Raw genomic sequence first — 17,150 nt, 5'->3', positions numbered from 1 at the left:
AAAAACGCGACTCCCCCGAAAAAGGGAGAGAGGGGGGATTTGCCGTTCCTACACCTTCCGCAGAAGCACCGGCAAAAGCAAATCCCCCCGCGTCCGCGGTGCGGACGCGGCCCCCGGCGAAGGGGGCGACAGCAAAAGCCTTAACTGGGAGGGGAGGGAGTCAGGGCTTGGCTGTCTGCGGAACCCAAACCAACGCGGGCCCCGAAAAATCGCGGATCTCAAAGTGCGGGGTTACGGACTCCAATACAGGGTCGGCGCGTTCGGCGCGCCCGCCAATGCAGCGCGGATCGGCAGGGTCGAACGCGGATCGCTTCGCGCGGCGTCGAGCACCGCGCGCTTGCTCTCGCCTTCGATGTGCAGGTACAGCGCCGGCGCGGTGAAGATCGCGCTCAGGGTCAGGGTCATGCGCGGCTCGGGCATCGCCGCGGTGCGCACCGACATCACCGGCGCGCGCCCGCGCGGCTGCAGGCCGATCTCGCGCAGCGCCGGGTTGTCGTGGCCCAGGTCCGGAAACAGCGACGCGGTGTGGCCGTCCTCGCCCATGCCCAGCACCGCCACGTCCAGCGGCAGGCCTTCGTTGGCGATCTTGGTCAGCACCGGCATCAGCGCCATTTCCGGCGTCTCCACCGGACGGTACAGCGGCAGGAAACGCGCGGCCGCCGCGTTGTTCTGGAACAGATGCTCGCGCAGCAGGCGTTCGTTGGATCGCGGATGTTCGGCCGGCACCCAGCGCTCGTCGATCGGCAGCACGGTGACCCGCGCCCAATCCAGCGTCTGTTGCGACAACAGCTGGAAGAAACGCTTGGGCGTGTTGCCGCCCGACAGCGCGATGCTGGCCTCGCCGTGACGGGCGAGCGCGGCGCGCAGGTCGGCGGCGACTTGCCGCGCCAAGGCCAACGCCAGCTGTTCGCCGTCGTCGAACAGTTTTTCGTGCAAGGGCAGCGGCAAGGGTTCGATCACGGTCAGTCGCTCAGCCTGCATCTTCATGCCACGTCCTCCCATCGCGTTCGATCAGCGCCACCGCGGCGCTCGGGCCCCAACTGCCGGCGGTGTACGGGCGCGGCGCCTCGGCGCTCGCGGCCCAGGCCGCGCGGATCGGGTCGATCCATTTCCACGCCGCGTCGACTTCGTCGCGGCGCATGAACAACATCGGGTTGCCGCGCACCACGTCCATCAGCAGACGTTCGTACGCGTCGGCCTGGCGCCCGCCGAACGCGGCGGCGAAGCTCATGTCCAGCGGCACGTGACGCAGGCGCAGGCCGCCGGGGCCGGGCACCTTGTTCATCAGCCACAGCTTCACGCCCTCGTCGGGCTGCAAGCGCAGCACCAGCTTGTTCGGCTGCAGGCGGCTGGACGGGTCCTGTTCGGTCAGGCCTTCGAAGATCGAATGCGGCACCTGGCGGAAAGTCACCACGATTTCCGAGACGCGCTCGGCCAGGCGCTTGCCGGTGCGCAGGTAGAACGGCACCCCGGCCCAACGCCAGTTCTTCACTTCGGCCTTCAGCGCGACGAAGGTTTCGGTCAGCGACTGCGCGCCCAGTTCCTGCGCATAGCCCGGCACCGCTCGGCCCTCGACTGCGCCGGCCTTGTACTGGCCGCGCACGGTGAACGCGGCGGCGTTGCCGTTCTCGATCGGGCGCAGCGCGCGCAGCACCTTGAGCTTCTCGTCGCGGATCGCGTCGGCGGCCAGCGACGAGGGCGGCTCCATCGCCACCAGGCACAGCAGCTGCAGCAGATGGTTCTGGACCATGTCGCGCAGCGCGCCGGACTTGTCGTAGTACGGCGCGCGCGATTCGACGCCGACGGTCTCGGCCACGGTGATCTGCACGTGGTCGATGTGCTCGGCCTTCCACAGCGGTTCGAACAGCGCGTTGCTGAAACGCAGCGCGGTCAGGTTCTGCACCGTTTCCTTGCCGAGGTAATGGTCGATGCGGAAGATCTGGGTTTCGTTGAACACCCGCGCCAGCGCGTCGTTGATCGCATCGGCGCTGATGCCGTCCTTGCCGAGCGGCTTCTCGACCACCACCCGGGTCTTGGGGTTGACCAGGCCGTGCGACTGCAGGCGGTCGGAGACCACGCCGAACAGGTCCGGGCCGACCGCGAGGTAAAACACCCGCACCCGCTCGGCATCGGTGAATTCGGCGGCGAACTCGGGCCAGCCGCTGTCCGAGCTCAGGTCCAGGCGGCGGTAGGACAGCAGCGCCAGGAAGCCGTCGAGCACCTCGGTCTGCTGCGCCTGCTCGCCGGCGAACTGGATCAACGCCTCGCGGATCTTGCCGCGGTAGGCCTCGTCGCTGCGCTCGTCGCGGGCGATGCCGACGATGCGCGCGGCGGCGACGATCTGGCCGTCGGCATAACGGTGGAACAGCGCCGGCAGCAGCTTGCGCAGGGCCAGGTCGCCGGTGCCGCCGAAGATCACCAGATCGAACGGGGCCAACGGCGCCAGATGCGGGGGTTGCGAGGTGGAAGGCACGGAATAGACGCTCATGGACGGTCCGGCGGGGTCTCGACTGGTCTCGGTGAAACCATACCAGCAAAGATACCAGTAAGATACCACCCGTGCAAAACAACCATGAATCAATGGTTTAAACAGGTTTAGCACGTCTTTGTTGCCGCCAATGGTCTGCCACTGGTATCTTTTCCCGCATGCAGGACTATCTGCAAAGCGAATTCCGCCGCCAGTCCGACGCGCGCCGCGCGCCGGCTTATCAACACCTGCGCCGCACTCTCCAGCACGCGATCGAGAACGGCGAACTGACCGCCGGCCAGGCCCTGCCCGGCGAGCGCGAGCTCGGCAAGCTGCTGGATCTGTCGCGGGTCACCGTGCGCAAGGCCATCGCCGGCCTCGTCGGCGACGGCCTGCTGGTGCAGCGCCAGGGCGCCGGCACCTTCGTCGCCGAGCGCATCGTCAAGTCGTTCTCGCGCCTGACCAGCTTCACCGACGACCTGCGCGCGCGCGGGCTCGACCCGCGCTCGACCTTCCTCGAACGCGGCCTCGGCGAGGTCACGCCGGAAGAAGCGATGGCGCTGAACCTGTCGCCGGGCGCGGCGGTGATCCGCTACTACCGCCTGCGCACCGCCGACGGCGTGGCGTTGGCACTGGAGCGCACGGTGGTGCCGGCCGCGGTCATCGGCGCCCCGGACCTCGTCGAAAACTCGCTGTACGAAGCCTTCGCCAAGCTCGGCATCCGCCCCACCCGCGCGCTGCAGCGCCTGCGCGCGATCGCCTTCGACGCCGAGCAGGCGCGCCTGATGAACCTGCCCGAAGGCGCGCCCGGACTGTTCATCGAACGCCGTACCTTCCTCGACGACGGTCGCGTCGTCGAGTTCACCCGATCCTTCTACCGCGGCGACGCCTACGACTTCGTCGCCGAACTCCAGAGCGAACCCACCCCGTGAGCGCCGACACCCTGCCCGCCCCCACCCCGCTCGACCCCAGCAGCACCCGCATGTACGCCGAAGCGCAGGAAGCCGGCGACGCGGTCGCCCGCCAGTTCCAGGCCAACGCCGACATCGTCGACGAACTGGCCCAGCGCCTGCGCGCGCAACCGCCGCGCTTCATCGTGACGTGCGCGCGCGGCAGCTCCGACCACGCCGCGACCTACGGCAAATATCTGTTCGAGACCCAGCTCGGCTTGGTCACCGCCTCGGCCTCGCCGTCGGTGGGCTCGGTCTACGCGATCAAGCCGCAGTTGCAGGACGCGCTGTTCGTGGCGGTGTCGCAGTCGGGCAAGAGCCCCGACCTGGTGCGCAACGCCGAGATCGCCAAGAGCGCCGGCGCGCACGTGCTGGCCCTGGTCAACGTCGCCGACTCGCCGCTGGCGCAGATCGCCGACACCGTGCTGCCGCTGCACGCCGGCCCGGAGAAGAGCGTCGCCGCGACCAAGAGCTACCTGTGCTCGCTCGCCGCGATGCTGCAGCTGACCGCGCGCTGGAGCAGCGACGCCAAGCTGTTCGACGCCGTGCACGCGCTGCCCGAGGCCTTGCGCCAGGCGTTCGCGCAGGATTGGTCGCCGTTGGTCGAAGGCCTGCGCGACGCGCACAACCTGTTCGTGATCGGCCGCGGCCTCGGCCTCGGCGCGGCCCAGGAAGCGGCGCTGAAGTTCAAGGAAACCTGCGCCCTGCACGCCGAGGCCTTCAGCAGCGCGGAAGTGAAGCACGGCCCGATGGCGATCGTCGGCCCGGGGTTCCCGGTGCTGGCCTTCGCCCAGGACGACGGCACCGGCGACGGCACCGTGGCGGTCGCGCGCGAGTTCCGCCAGCGCGGCGCGCCGGTGTGGCTGGCCGCGCCGGGCATCCACGGCGGCGACGCGCTGCCGCTGGCGCGCTCGCTGCATCCGGCGATGACGCCGCTGCTGACCGTGGCCAGCTTCTACAAGGCGGCCAATGCGCTGTCGGTCGCGCGCGGGCTGAATCCGGACGTGCCGCCGCATCTCAACAAAGTCACCGAGACCGTCTGAGGCCATGACCGCGACCGCCTTCGTCAACGGCCGCGTGCTCAGCGAGCGCGGCTTCGAGTCCGACCTCAGCGTGATCGTCGAGGACGGCTGGATCGTCGCCGTGCTGCCCGGCCCGGCGCCGGCCGGCGCGCAGGCGGTGGACCTGCAAGGCCGCTATCTGGCGCCGGGCTTCATCGACACCCAGGTCAACGGCGGCGGCGACGTGCTGTTCAACGACGCGCCCACCGTCGAAGGCCTGCGCACGATCGCCCGGGCGCACCGCCGCTTCGGCACCACCGGGATGATGCCGACGCTGATCAGCGACGACGTCGCGGTGATGCTGCGCGCGATCGGCGCGGTGCGCGAGGCCATCGCCGCGGGCGTGCCCGGCATCCTCGGCATCCATCTGGAAGGTCCGTACCTGGCGCCGGCGCGCAAGGGCGTGCACAACCCGGACAAGTTCCACACCCCGGGCGAGGACGAGCTCGACCGCATCGCCTCGCTCGACAACGGCAAGACCCTCCTGACCCTGGCGCCGGAGCGATTCGACGACGCCACCCTGCGCGCGCTGGCCGCGCGCGGCGTGCTGCTCAGCGCCGGCCACACCGCCGCCGACTACGATCGGTTGCGCGCGGCCTTCGCCAACGGCGTCAGCGGCGTCACCCACTTGTTCAACGCGATGACCCCGCTCGGCAGCCGCGAACCCGGCGGCGTCGGCGCCTGCCTCGACGATCCCAACGCCTGGTGCGGGGTGATCGTCGACGGCGAACACGTGCACGACGCGTCGCTGCGCATCGCCATCGCGGCCAAGCCGCGCGGCAAGATCATGCTGGTCACCGACGCGATGCCGCCGGTCGGCGGCGTCAACGAAGACTTCGTCCTGTACGGCGAAACCATGACCTGCCGCGACGGCAAGTGCACCACCGCCAGCGGCACCCTGGCCGGCTCGGCGCTCGACATGGCCAGCGCGGTGCGCAACACCGTCCAACGCCTGGGCCTGCCGCTGGACGAAGCCTGCCGCATGGCCTCGACCTACCCGGCGCAGTTCCTCGGCCTGGGCGACCGGCTCGGCAAGATCCTGCCCGGCTACCGCGCCGACCTGGTCGCGCTGGACGATGCGCTGGCGGTGCGAGACAGCTGGATCGGCGGCGCGCGCTGAGGCAGCGTGCGCCAGCCGCCGATGCGCCGCGGCGCATCGGAAGCGTCGTCGGCAACGCGGCGGCGATGCATCGCGACAACGCGGATCGCCGGTCGCGACCTCAGTCGCCGAAACTGACGCCGCGGCAGTCGCGGCGCGCGCGGCCCTCGCGCTTGCCGCGCTCATCGCTACCGGCTTCTCGCATCTGCTTGATCGAATGCGCGCAGCGCGTGCGTTGGTTCTCGCTGTCCTGGCGGGTGCGCTGCGGGTCGCCCTCGCCCCAGCGCACCAGCGGCTGCGGCGATTGCAGGTCGAAGCCGGGTTCGCCCGGCTCGGCCAGGCGCGCGGCGGCCGGGCTTTGTCGGTAGAGCTCGTCCTGCGGCCGTTCCGCACCCGGCGGCGCGTGCGTTTGCTGCGCCTGCGGCTTCAACGCCGGCGGCGCGAGCTTGGGCGCGGGAATGGCGGCGGACTTGGTCGCGATCGGCTTGGCGGCAGGCGCCTGGGCGAAGGCCGGCGCCGACAACAACAGCGCGAGCGCTGCGGCGAGGGGGAGACGGAGCATGTGCGCAGTCCTGGTGTCGCCGGATCGTCGCCGGCCTTGCGACTGTAGCGGCATCGGCGGCGCGCGTGCAGACCTGCGGGCGCTGCGAGCGCCGCATCGCGACGAAGACGGTTTGCGCGATCTGCTCGCACGCCGAACGACTGCGCCGCACACGCTCGCCCGTATCGCGCGCGACCGCGCCGCCTCCCGTCATGAGCGCGCAAGCGCGCCGTTGCGCTTCACCCCGGCGCCAGCGCGCGCGGATGGCCGCAGGCCGCGCACAGCTTCGCCTGCGGCGTGCGCAGCGGCTTGCCGCAAAGCGCGCAAGGCGGTCCGTAGCGCGATGCCTGGTGATGCCAGATCGCCTCGAAGCTGGTTTCGCGATAGCCGGTCAGGCGCTCGTAGAAATCGAAGGCGTCGCGCCCCGCCACCTGCATCGCCTCGTACGGGCCGACGCGGTGCTGGCGGCAATGGCGCTTGATCCGCGACCAGGCCTGGCTCAGCACCGGTCCCATGCGCGCCCATTCGTCGTCGTCGAGCATCGGCAGCACCTTGTCGCAGCGCCAGCAATACAGCTCCCTGGCCATGCCGTCCCTCCCCGCCGGGTCGCGCCCGCTTCCTGAATGCGATAACCGTATACGCATTCAGTGCAATCACCAGCAGACGCACAAACGGCACACCCCGCCCGTCTGGCGGCCCGATTGCGCACACAGGCTATAATTCCGAGTCTTTGCTCGGCTCCCGGCCCGCCACACCGGACCGCACGGACGCCCACCGCACCGCCCCGCCAGCCCACCCGCGGCATCGCCGCGAGAGCCCGCCCATGACCAGCACCGCAGAACTCAGCTCGCCCTCGTCGGCGAACACCGCCTTGACCAACTCCGTGCTCGATCCGGACTACACCCTGGAGCACAAGTACACCCGTCAGGAAGGCCGCATCTATCTGTCCGGCGTGCAGGCGCTGGTGCGCCTGCCGCTGATGCAGCGCCTGCGCGACCAGGCCGCGGGGCTCAACACCGCCGGCTTCATCTCCGGCTACCGCGGCTCGCCGCTGGGCGGGTTCGACCTGGAGCTGTGGCGCGCGCGCAAGCACCTGGAAGCGGCCGGCGTGAAGTTCACCCCGGGCCTCAACGAAGACCTCGGCGCGACCATGGTCTGGGGCACCCAGCAGACCAACCTGTTCCCCGGCGCCAAGGTCGAGGGCGTGTACGGCATGTGGTACGGCAAGGGCCCGGGCGTGGACCGCACCGGCGACGTGTTCAAGCACGCGAATGCCGCCGGCACCAGCAAGCTCGGCGGCGTGCTGGCGCTGGCCGCCGACGACCACGCCTGCCGCTCCTCGACCCTGCCGCACGGCTCGGAAGGCGAGTTCACCAGCGCGATGATGCCGATCCTCAACCCGGCCGGCGTGCAGGACATCCTCGACATGGGCCTGATCGGCTGGGCGATGTCGCGCTACACCGGCCGCTGGGTCGGCTTCAAGACCATCGCCGAAACGGTCGAATCGTCGGCGTCGGTGGACGTCAATCCGCTGGCGCTGCAGATCGTGACGCCGGACGACTTCGTCATGCCGCCGGGCGGGCTCAACATCCGCTGGCCCGACCCGCCGATGGACCAGGAGATGCGCCTGCACCAGTACGCGGTCAAGGCCGCGCAGGCGTTCGCGCGCGCCAACCGCATCGACCGCATCGTGGTCGATTCGCCGAATCCGCGCCTGGGCATCATCACCACCGGCAAGAGCTACCTCGACGTCCTGCAGGCGCTGGAATACCTAGGCCTGGACGCGCGCGCCTGCGCCGACCTCGGCATCCGCGTGTACAAGGTCGGCATGACCTGGCCGCTGGAGCCGGTCGGCCTGCGCGCGTTCGCGCGCGGCCTAGACGACATCCTGGTGGTCGAGGAGAAGCACGCCTTCATCGAAAGCCAGATGAAGGAATCGATGTACAACTGGGACGGCGGCAAGCGTCCGTCGATCGTCGGCAAGTACGACGAGAACGGCGAGTGGATCCTGCCGTCGACCGGCGAGCTGACCCCGGCGCGCATCGCCGGCGTGATCGCGCGCCGCATCCAGCGCTTCCACGATTCCGAGCAGATGCGCAACGTGCTGCGCTGGATGGAAGAGAAGGAAAGCGAGCTGGCGCTGCCGCGCGCCGCGTTCCCGCGCGTGCCGCACTACTGCTCGGGCTGCCCGCACAACACCTCGACCGTGGTGCCGGAAGGCTCGCGCGCGCTCGGCGGCATCGGTTGCCATTACATGGTCACCTGGATGGACCGCGACACCAACACCTTCACCCAGATGGGCGGCGAAGGCGTGACCTGGTGCGGGCAGTCGGCGTTCACCGAGACCGAGCACGTGTTCCAGAACCTCGGCGACGGCACCTATTTCCACAGCGGCTCGCTGGCGATCCGCCAGTCGGTCGCCGCCGGCGTCAACATCACCTACAAGATCCTCTACAACGACGCGGTCGCGATGACCGGCGGCCAGCCGGTCGACGGCACCCTGTCGGTGCCGCAGATCGCGCACCAGGTGCGCTCCGAGGGCGTGCACACGATCGTGCTGCTGTCCGACGACATCGCCAAGTGGAACAAGCGCGAGCTGTTCCCGAGCGACGTCGAGTTCCACGACCGCAAGGAGCTCGACGCGGTGCAGAAGCGCCTGCGCGAGACCAAGGGCGTCAGCGTGCTGATCTTCGACCAGACCTGCGCGACCGAGAAGCGCCGCCGGCGCAAGCGCGGCAAGATGGTCGATCCGCAGAAGCGCGTCATGGTCAACACCCTGGTCTGCGAAGGCTGCGGCGATTGCGGCAAGAAGTCGTTCTGCGTGTCGGTGCTGCCGAAGGAAACCGAGTTCGGGCGCAAGCGCGAGATCGACCAGTCGAACTGCAACAAGGACTATTCCTGCGTCAATGGCTTCTGCCCGAGCTTCGTCACCGTCGAAGGCGGCGGGCTGAAGAAGAAGAAAGGCTCGTCGGCCAAGGATCGCTTGAACGATCTGCCGCTGCCGACGCTGCCGTCGCTCGACCAGCCCTGGAACATCCTCATCACCGGCGTCGGCGGCACCGGCGTGGTCACCATCGGCGCGCTGCTCGGCATGGCCGGGCACCTGGAAGGCAAGGGCGCGAGCGTGCTCGACCAGACCGGCCTGGCGCAGAAGGGCGGCGCGGTGACCACCCACATCCGCATCGCCAAGGCCCCCGACGACATCCACGCCGTGCGCATCGCCGCCGGCGAGGCCGATCTGGTGCTGGGCTGCGACATGGTCGTGGTCAACGACTACTGGGCGCTGTCGAAGATCCGCGCCGGCCGCAGCCAGGTCGTGCTCAACAGCTACGAAGCGATGCCGGGCACCTTCACCACGCGTCCGGACATGCAGTTCCCGGCCACCGACATCGTCGCCGCGATCAAGCTCGCGCTCGGCGAGCAGGACCCGCATCTGGTCGATGCGACCCAGCTCGCCACCGCCCTGCTCGGCGACGCCATCGCCGCCAACCTGTTCATCCTCGGCTACGCCTGGCAGCGCGCGCTGGTGCCGATCAGCTTCGATGCGCTGATGCGCGCGATCGAGCTCAACGGCGCGGCGATCGAGATGAACAAGACCGCGTTCGCCTGGGGCCGCCTCGCCGCGATCGACCCGCGCGCGGTGGCCGAGGCCGCCGGCGTGACCCGCAAGGTGCCGACCGCGGCCGAAGCGACTCCGCACGACCTGCCGCACCTCAAGCCCGGCGAGTGGGAAGGCAACGAGTGGGGCGCGACCTCGGCGCCGCGCGCGACCCGCAACGAAGACGAACTGCGCCACCTGCCGGCCGGCGCCAAGGCCGACGGCGACAACGTCGCCTTCCTGCCGCTGGACGACCTGCGCCTGTCGCGCTCGCTCGACGAACTGGTCGCGCGCCGCGTCGCCTTCCTGACCGACTACCAGGACGCCGCCTACGCCAAGCGCTATTCCGACTTCGTCGCCAAGGTGCGCGAGGCGGAGCAGAAGCGGGCGCCGGGCTCGACCGACCTGGCCGAGGCCGTGGCGCGCTATTTCTTCAAGCTCATGGCCTACAAGGACGAGTACGAAGTCGCGCGCCTGTACACCAGCGGCGAGTTCAAGCGCCGCCTGGAGCAGCAGTTCGACGGCGACTACAAACTCAAGTTCCACCTCGCCCCGCCGCTGCTGGCGAAGAAGGACGCGCAGGGCCGGCTGATCAAGCAGGAATTCGGTCCCTGGGTGTTCACCGCGTTCAAGTGGATGGCCAAGCTGCGCGGCCTGCGCGGCGGCACCTTCGACATCTTCGGCTACACCGAGGAGCGCAAGATGGAGCGGCGCCTGATCGGCGAGTACGAGCAGACCGTCGGCGGCCTGCTCGACCGGCTCGACGGCGGCAACGTCGACCTGGCCGCGGAGATCGCCAGCATTCCCGAACACATCCGCGGCTACGGCCACGTCAAGGAAGACCACCTGCACAAGGCCAAGGCGCGCGAGGCGGAGCTGTTGAAGGAATTCGCCAATCCGCTGCGGATCGTGCAGGCGGCGTAAGCGGCCTGCGGCGATTTCGGCGGCAGGGCGCCGTGCCCGACGCCCTTTCCCCGACCGCGATTCGCGAAACGAGAAGGACGCCCCGCACTCGCGGGGCGTTTTTTTGCGCGCTTGTCGCGATACCGCAGCCCGTTGGACACTGCACGGGGCTCCCCATCGCGACGACACCATGAAACCGCCGATCTGCCACCTGTGCGGCCGCGACATGCTCGGCCATCTCGACGGCGGCGACCTGGTCGCGTTCGCCGATTACCAAGCGCTGCCCGTGGGCATGGCCGGGCATCCGCACGGCGCGGAATGGTTCTGCGGCGAGCACCTCGCCGCGGCGCGGGAATCGAAGGAGATGGACTGCGCCGAAGCGATGCGGCGTCTGCGCGAGCGCTACGGCATCGCGGCGGCGCGTTCGCACGATTGAGGAAGGGCCTGTGTGGGAGGGACTTCAGTCCCGACGCTTTCCGCTCAGATAGCCGGAATCTGCCTGCCTGAAACAAAAACATCGGGACTGAAGTCCCTCCCACAACAGCAGGCCATCGCTCAATCGGCTCAAATCGCCTGCAACGCCTGCCGCACCACCTGCGCGCTGGCATCGTCGCCGGCGCTGACCATCGCGTAGTTGTAGCCGCCGCGCGACCAGTACTGCGCCAGCAAGCCGCCGTCGCGACGGTCGCCGCGCGGCAGCAGGTGGTGGCGCGGGCCGGGCGGGCGGATGTAGAAGCTGATCGCCTCGCCGCCGGCGTGCTGATACACCACCAGCGCCGCGGCGCCCTGGTCGGTGGCGAGCAGGCGCGCGCCGACCGGGCGGTAGCCGGCGGCGCTGAGGTCGGGCAGGCGCATGGGCTCGCGGAAGTTCGCGTCGAGCCACGGCTGCACGTCGTTGGCGACGGTGTCGGCGCGCAGTTCGCCGCGCGCGGCGAACAGGCGATGCGCGGCGATCGCGTCGGCCATCGGCGCGGCCGCCAGCGTCGCCGACGGCGCCGGGCGGCTCCATTCGCGCGCCTGCCAGCCGCCGATGCCGCCCACGCCCAGGCTCAGCAGCAGCGCCGCGGCGAGCGCGTAGCGCGCGCCGCGGCGACGGGCGAGGCCGGCGCGCAGGCGCGCGGGGTCCAGCGCCGGTTCCGGCGCCGGGGCGGCGCCGGCGAGCGCGGCGCGCAGTTGCTGCGCGTCGCGCTGCCAGGCCTGCAGCTCGGCCAGCCGCTCGGGCTGACGCGCCAGCCAAGCCTCGACTTCGGCGCGGCGCGCGGGGTCCAGGCGGCCGTCGATGTAGGCGTGCAGGTCGTGTTCGTCGGGGACGTGGGTCATACGGAACTCGCAAGCGGAAGCGAAGGACGGAACGCGCGGATCATTTCAACAATCTCAGCGGCGCGGTCGCGGTCTCGCCGTCGCTGAGCCGGCGCAGCGCCTGGCGCGCGCGCGACAGCCGCGACATCACCGTGCCGATGGGGACCTCGAGGATGTCGGCCACTTCCTGATAGCTCAGGCCTTCCACCGACACCCACAGCAACAGGCTGCGCTGCTCCACCGGCAGCCGTTGCAGCGCTTCCAGGGTCGAGCGCGCGAGCGTTTCGCGCTCGGCCGAGGGCTGGCTGTCGGCCGAGCCCAGGCCGATGCGCGCGAGCAGGCCGGCGTAGCGCTGGGCGCGGCGCTGGCCGTCGAGGAACTGGCGGTAGAGGATCGAGAACAGCCACGGCCGCAGCGCGGCCTCGTCGCGGCGCTGGCTCCAGCCGACGATGGCGCGCTCCAGCGCGCTCTGCACCAGATCGTCGGCGGCGTGGGGATCGCGCGCCAGCCAGCGCGCGAAGCGCCGCAACGAGGGCAGTTGTTCGCGCAGGGCCTGGTCGAGTTCGTGCGGGGACATGGGCGCGGGGCCGGGTCGGATTCCGAGTGGGTTCGGGGAGGGTTCGGGGAGGGTTCGTCGGTAGGACGCCGCCGCGCGCAGTTTATTCCCTGCGCGTGTTCGCCCCGCGCAGGGAATAAGCCGCGGCGGCGCGCGTCGTACCCCTATCGACCCACTGACGCAGCCACGCCCAAGGCCATGAACGAGCCCACCGCCCCGCCCCGACCGCCCTTCCCGCTCGCCCGCTGGACCCTGATCGCGCTCGCGGTCGGCGGCCTCGCCGGCGCCTTCGCCTATGTCGCCGGCTACCTCGACCCGCAACGGCTGACGCCGGCGCGCGTGGTCGATCAACTGCAGGCCAACGGCGGCGTCCACCCCGGCTACCGCCGCAACCACGCCAAGGGCGTGTGCGTGATTGGCCGCTTCGACAGCAGCGGCAAGGCGGCGCCCTACTCGCGCGCGGCCTTGTTCGCCGCCGGCGCGCGCACGCCGCTGGTCGGGCGCTTCGCCCTGCCCGGCGGCAATCCCTACGCGCCCGACGGCGGCGTGCCGATCCGCAGCCTGGCGTTGCGCCTGACCCAGGCCGATGGCCAGCAGTGGCGCACCGGCATGAACAACATGCCGGTGTTCCCGGTCGCTACGCCGCAGGCCTTTTACGAACAACTGCGTGCGACCGCGCCCGACCCGGCCACCGGCAAGCCCGACCCGGCCAGGCAGAAGGCGTTCTTCGAAGCGCACCCGGAGACCGCCGCGTTCCGCGCCTGGATCAAGGACCAGAAGCCTTCGGCCAGCTACGCCACCGATGCCTACTACGGCCTCAACGCGTTCTACTTCGTCGGCGCCGACGGCGCGCGCCACGCGGTGCGCTGGCAGGTCGAACCCGACAACGGCGCGGCCGCCGCGCCGCTGGGCGCGCAGGACGTGAACACGCTCGCCGCCGAACTCGAACGCCGCCTCAATCAGGCACCGCTGCGCTGGCGGCTGTGGGCGACGCTGGCCGCGCCCGGCGATCCGGTCGACGATGCGACCCAATCCTGGCCCGCGCAGCGCCCGCGGATCGACGCCGGCACGGTGATCCTCGAACGCGCGCAGGACCAGGACAGCGGCGAATGCCGCGACATCAACTACGACCCGCTGGTGTTGCCCGACGGCATCGTCGCCTCGGCCGATCCGCTGCTGCCGGCGCGCTCGGCCGCCTACGCCGAGTCCTACCGTCGTCGCACTTATGAGGAAGCGCGCGCCGGCGGCCGTCCGCCGCGGGAGGCCGCGCGATGAACCGCGAAACCGCAACGACGATATTCTGGTGGCCGGCGCGGGTGCTGCACTGGCTGATGGCGGCGATGATCCTGGCGATGCTGTTCGTCGGCGCCGGCCTGGTCGCGAGCGTGTCCGAGCGCCACGCCTGGCTGCTGGCGCTGCACAAGCCGCTCGGCATCGCGATCCTGCTGCTGGCGGTGCTGCGGCTGGCGCTGCGGTTGCGGCATCGGCCGCCGCCGCTGCCGCGCGACCTCGCCCCGGCCGTGCGCCTGGCCGCGCACGCCTCGCACTGGCTGCTGTACGCGCTGATGCTGGCGATGCCGCTGATCGGCTGGGCGATGCTGTCGGCCGGCGGTTATCCGGTCGAGCTCGGCGCGGGCGTGCGGCTGCCGCCGATCGCGCCGTTCGACCCGAGTTGGTTCGCGGCCTTGCGCTGGCTGCATCGGGCCCTGGCGCACGCCCTGTTCGCGCTGGTGCTGGCGCACCTGGGCGCGGCGCTGTACCACGGCCTGATCCGGCGCGACGGGGTGCTGCGCAGCATGCTGTGGCGGCAACGCAGCGCGCCGGACTGAATCGTCGCGTCCGCAGCCCCTGTAGGAGCGGCGCGAGCCGCGACCGCGACACCGCGCTTACGGCGCGAGCGGCTACCCCGCGGTCGCGACTCGCGTCGCTCCTACAGGGGGCAGGCCGTTTGTCGCGGACGGCGTGGGAGGGACTTCAGTCCCGATGCTGTTCGCTCGGATCGCCGCGCGCGTTCAACGCTGCGCGCGCGGAAACTCGGCCCGTCCCAACGCATACGGCAACAAGCGCGCGATGTTGCGCGCATCGTCGATGCCGCGATGGTGGGTGCCGGCGAAGTCCAGCCGCACCCGCTTCACCCCGCCGTCGAGGCCGAACTTGCGTCCGGAACCCTCGCGCTGCGCGAACAGGCGCTTGATGTTGTGGTGCGGCGCGCCGACCGGGTTGGGCACGCGGTGGAAATCGCAGTCCTGTTGCAGTTGGTTGCGGTCGTAGTCGCCCCACGAGCCCCAGACCAGGTCGGCGTAGCCGCCGCGCCAGGCCTTGAGCGCGGCGGCGGCTTCGGCGAAACCCGGCGCGGCGTCGACGTCGGCCTGGGCGATGCTGGTGAGCCGGGTGCAGAACGCGGTCAGGCGAGGATGCCGCACCGGCCGCACGAAGCTTTGGAATTCGCCGATCACCGCCAGCGATGCGGTGTCGACCATCACCGCGCCGATCTCGATGATCTCCATCTGATGGCGCGGGACGGCGCCGTCGTCGGCGCAGGTGGCTTCGAAGTCGATCAGCAGGTAATGCGTGGGTTGTCGTTCTATGGTTTCGTTCATGGCGCGGCAGTGTCTCGCGACCGCTGTGCGGGTGTAAGGCCGTCGGTCGGCCGCCGGGCGGTTGCGCAGCGGCTGGTGCAAGAGCATCGGGCCTGAAGGCCCTCCCACAACGCCCGCTCGGTCGAGCCGCGCCGGCTCCCGCAACACCGGCGCGCTCGAGCCGCGCAGATCACTTGGGCGCGAATATCTTCGACAGGCGATCCGGCGTGCCTTCGATGCGTTCCAGGCGCGGATAGCGCAGGCCGCCGCGGTAGTCGATGCGCAGCGTGCGCACGACGTCGCCGTTGCGCACGATCAATTCGATCGGCTTGCCGTCCTTGGCCGCGGTCACCGCGTCCTTGAGCCGCTCGCCGTTGGCGGCGTAGCCGTTGATCGCCATCAGGTTGCTGCCCGGGGCGATGCCGGCGTCGAACGCCGGGCCGTCCCAGCGCACCGCGCCGACCGTGTTGTCGTTGGACAGGGTCAGGCCCAGCGAGTAAGTCAGGTCGGTGAGCTTGCGGTCGCTCTCCACCAGTTTGCCGGTCTCGGTCGGAGTGTCGGCGAAGGCGAGCTTCCAGCCGCTCGCGGCCAAGCCGTCGATCGGCGCGGCGCGCGCGTCCAGGCGTTCGCGCAGGAACCCGGCCCAGTCGAACGCGACCACGCCGTTCAAGGCCGCGACCACGTCCTCGAATTCGTACGGCTTGACCTCGTAGTCGCCGTCGGCGCCGTGGAAGAAGGCGCGGGCGAAATCGTCGAGCGAACGCTTGTCGCCGCTGAGCGCGCGCAGCTTGGCGTCCACCGCCAGCCAGATCAGTTGCCCGCCGCTGTAGTAGTCCTCGCTGAGCTGGTAGCTCGGATAGGCCTTGGGCCGGCGCATCGCGATCACCGGGTCCAGGGTGGTGTCCTGGATCGCGCGCCAGCCCAGGCCCGGGCGGTCCTCGGCGTAGCGCGCGGCGACCAGCGCCAGCGTGTCGCGCGCGAACTGCGGCTTCCACAGGCCCGAACGCGCCGCCAGCACATAACCCCAATACTGGGTCTGGCCTTCGTACACCCACAGCAGGCTGTCGCGCAGCGGCTGGTTGAAGTTGCCGGCGACCAGCCCGGCCGGGCGCCGGAACTTGCCGTTCCAGGCGTGCACGTACTCGTGCGCGAGCAGGTCGCGACCGGTCGCGGCGGTGCCGTCCCAGCCGGTGAAGTAGTCCACGTCCACGCCGTTCTCGCTGGAGCGGTGGTGCTCCAGGCCGATGCCGCTCATCTGGCCCGACAGCGACAGCAGGAACTCGTAGCGGTCGTAAGGCTGCGAGCCGAACAGCTTGACCGCCTGGGTCACCAGCTCGCGATGCGGCTTGAGCTGCTCGGGTTTGGCGTCCAGGTACTTGGCCGCGTCGGCGACCAGGTTGAGTCGCACCGGAATCTTCGCGCCCGGCGCCAGATCGATCTGCTTGTAGTGGCGGCCGGCGAACACCGGCGAGTCCAGCAAGGTGTTGAGCGGGACCTCGCGATAGCGCAGCACGTCGCCCTGGCGCGACTCCAGTTCCAGCGCGGTGCCGGCCTGCCAGCCCGCCGGCAGCTTCAGGCTCGGCGCGACCTGGATGCCGCGCGCGTAATAGCCGGCCGGATACAAGGCGACCTGGTTCCACTGCACGTTGAGCGTATCGGCGGTCATCACCACCCGGCCCTGGTTGCCCGCAGTCGGGGTGAGCATGTCGAACTCGACGTCCAGTTCGCCCACGCCCTGCGGCACGTCGAGCTTGAACGCGTACACGTCGAGCGGATCGCGGGTCCAGGCCAGCGCCTGGCCGTTGCCGCGGATGCGCAGGCCGGCGAGCTTGTCGATCGGCCCGGTCGGCGAGTGGTTGCCCTGGATCCACTGCGGGAACAGCAGGGTCAGCGGCCCGGCCTGGACCGGAATGCGCTGGCGCGCGTGCAGCACGCGACGGGCGATGTCGCTGGCGTCGACCTCCAGTTGCAGCTTGCCCGGATACGGCCGGTCCTGCGGCGGCGCGGTCTGCGCGTGCAGCGGCAGCGCGGCGGCGATCAGCAGGGGCAGCAGGGCGAGCGGGGATCGGCGCATGGACGGACTCCGGCGGTACGGGA

At 70.4% G+C, this 17,150-nt stretch carries 15 protein-coding genes and 1 pseudogene; 7 read left to right on the top strand and 9 right to left on the bottom strand.

Going from position 1 to position 17,150, the window contains the following annotated elements; all coding sequences use genetic code 11:
• Positions 1 to 231 precede the first annotated feature (231 nt).
• Together pgl and zwf are read right to left on the bottom strand one after the other, a co-directional pair.
• Positions 232 to 987 (bottom strand): 6-phosphogluconolactonase, encoded by a 756-nt coding sequence (gene pgl / locus RDV84_RS07550; RefSeq protein WP_250448670.1) that lies wholly within the window; start codon positions 985 to 987, stop codon positions 232 to 234.
• Positions 971 to 2,488: a glucose-6-phosphate dehydrogenase gene (zwf, locus tag RDV84_RS07545; protein WP_309152960.1), complete on the bottom strand. Its 1,518-nt coding sequence runs from the start codon at positions 2,486 to 2,488 to the stop codon at positions 971 to 973. Before zwf ends, pgl begins: the two co-directional genes overlap by 17 nt.
• A 158-nt stretch (positions 2,489 to 2,646) precedes the next feature.
• Between zwf and RDV84_RS07540 the strand changes: the two genes are divergently transcribed.
• From RDV84_RS07540 to nagA, 3 genes are read left to right on the top strand one after another with little or no spacing between them, the layout of a single operon-like run.
• On the top strand, positions 2,647 to 3,399 hold the full coding sequence (locus RDV84_RS07540) for a GntR family transcriptional regulator (RefSeq protein ID WP_309152959.1): 753 nt from the start codon (positions 2,647 to 2,649) through the stop codon (positions 3,397 to 3,399).
• An 11-nt stretch (positions 3,400 to 3,410) separates the two neighbouring features.
• Positions 3,411 to 4,460 carry an SIS domain-containing protein gene (locus RDV84_RS07535; RefSeq protein WP_425606434.1) on the top strand — a complete coding sequence of 350 codons (1,050 nt, stop codon included), beginning with the start codon at positions 3,411 to 3,413 and terminating at the stop codon, positions 4,458 to 4,460.
• A 4-nt stretch (positions 4,461 to 4,464) separates the two neighbouring features.
• Positions 4,465 to 5,598, top strand: coding sequence for an N-acetylglucosamine-6-phosphate deacetylase (gene nagA, locus RDV84_RS07530; RefSeq protein ID WP_309152958.1), 1,134 nt, complete (start codon positions 4,465 to 4,467; stop codon positions 5,596 to 5,598).
• A gap of 100 nt (positions 5,599 to 5,698) precedes the next feature.
• Here the strand turns inward: nagA and RDV84_RS07525 are convergent, their stop codons facing one another.
• The gene (locus tag RDV84_RS07525) at positions 5,699 to 6,139 is read right to left on the bottom strand and encodes a hypothetical protein (protein ID WP_309152957.1); all 441 of its coding nucleotides are present in this window, start codon (positions 6,137 to 6,139) and stop codon (positions 5,699 to 5,701) included.
• A gap of 218 nt (positions 6,140 to 6,357) precedes the next feature.
• On the bottom strand, positions 6,358 to 6,705 hold the full coding sequence (locus tag RDV84_RS07520) for a hypothetical protein (RefSeq protein WP_309152956.1): 348 nt from the start codon (positions 6,703 to 6,705) through the stop codon (positions 6,358 to 6,360).
• Between the two features lie 236 nt (positions 6,706 to 6,941).
• On the opposite strand from RDV84_RS07520, the gene RDV84_RS07515 reads away from it, so the two are divergent.
• Positions 6,942 to 10,640: an indolepyruvate ferredoxin oxidoreductase family protein gene (locus tag RDV84_RS07515; RefSeq protein ID WP_309152955.1), complete on the top strand. Its 3,699-nt coding sequence runs from the start codon at positions 6,942 to 6,944 to the stop codon at positions 10,638 to 10,640.
• A gap of 169 nt (positions 10,641 to 10,809) precedes the next feature.
• Positions 10,810 to 11,055 (top strand): hypothetical protein, encoded by a 246-nt coding sequence (locus RDV84_RS07510; protein ID WP_309152954.1) that lies wholly within the window; start codon positions 10,810 to 10,812, stop codon positions 11,053 to 11,055.
• A 128-nt stretch (positions 11,056 to 11,183) separates the two neighbouring features.
• Here the strand turns inward: RDV84_RS07510 and RDV84_RS07505 are convergent, their stop codons facing one another.
• Together RDV84_RS07505 and RDV84_RS07500 are read right to left on the bottom strand one after the other, a co-directional pair.
• Positions 11,184 to 11,939, bottom strand: coding sequence for an anti-sigma factor family protein (locus RDV84_RS07505; RefSeq protein ID WP_309152953.1), 756 nt, complete (start codon positions 11,937 to 11,939; stop codon positions 11,184 to 11,186).
• A 40-nt stretch (positions 11,940 to 11,979) separates the two neighbouring features.
• Positions 11,980 to 12,495, bottom strand: a complete 516-nt coding sequence (locus RDV84_RS07500) for an RNA polymerase sigma factor (protein WP_309152952.1) — start codon at positions 12,493 to 12,495, stop codon at positions 11,980 to 11,982.
• Positions 12,496 to 12,672: 177 nt separating this feature from the next.
• On the opposite strand from RDV84_RS07500, the gene RDV84_RS07495 reads away from it, so the two are divergent.
• Both RDV84_RS07495 and RDV84_RS07490 read left to right on the top strand, forming a co-directional pair.
• On the top strand, positions 12,673 to 13,749 hold the full coding sequence (locus tag RDV84_RS07495) for a catalase family peroxidase (RefSeq protein ID WP_250448655.1): 1,077 nt from the start codon (positions 12,673 to 12,675) through the stop codon (positions 13,747 to 13,749).
• Complete coding sequence (locus RDV84_RS07490; protein WP_309152951.1) at positions 13,746 to 14,303, top strand: cytochrome b; 558 nt, start codon at positions 13,746 to 13,748, stop codon at positions 14,301 to 14,303. The genes RDV84_RS07495 and RDV84_RS07490 overlap by 4 nt, the downstream gene beginning before the upstream one ends.
• A 72-nt stretch (positions 14,304 to 14,375) precedes the next feature.
• Here the strand turns inward: RDV84_RS07490 and RDV84_RS26005 are convergent.
• The 3 genes and pseudogenes from RDV84_RS26005 to RDV84_RS07480 all read right to left on the bottom strand — a co-directional run.
• A pseudogene (locus RDV84_RS26005) lies at positions 14,376 to 14,480 on the bottom strand (DUF6053 domain-containing protein); the annotation flags it as partial.
• Between the two features lie 6 nt (positions 14,481 to 14,486).
• On the bottom strand, positions 14,487 to 15,074 hold the full coding sequence (locus RDV84_RS07485) for a 3'-5' exonuclease (protein ID WP_309152950.1): 588 nt from the start codon (positions 15,072 to 15,074) through the stop codon (positions 14,487 to 14,489).
• Positions 15,075 to 15,243: 169 nt separating this feature from the next.
• A complete protein-coding gene (locus tag RDV84_RS07480; protein ID WP_309152949.1) occupies positions 15,244 to 17,127 on the bottom strand; it encodes a M61 family metallopeptidase in 1,884 nt (627 codons plus the stop codon).
• Positions 17,128 to 17,150: the final 23 nt, after the last annotated feature.

Origin of the sequence: Lysobacter yananisis (genome assembly GCF_031199375.1) — a bacterium.
Taxonomy (GTDB): Bacteria; Pseudomonadota; Gammaproteobacteria; order Xanthomonadales; family Xanthomonadaceae; genus Lysobacter; species Lysobacter yananisis.
The sequence above is the reverse complement of the archived record's forward strand: the minus strand, read 5'-3'. Positions and strand labels throughout refer to the sequence as shown.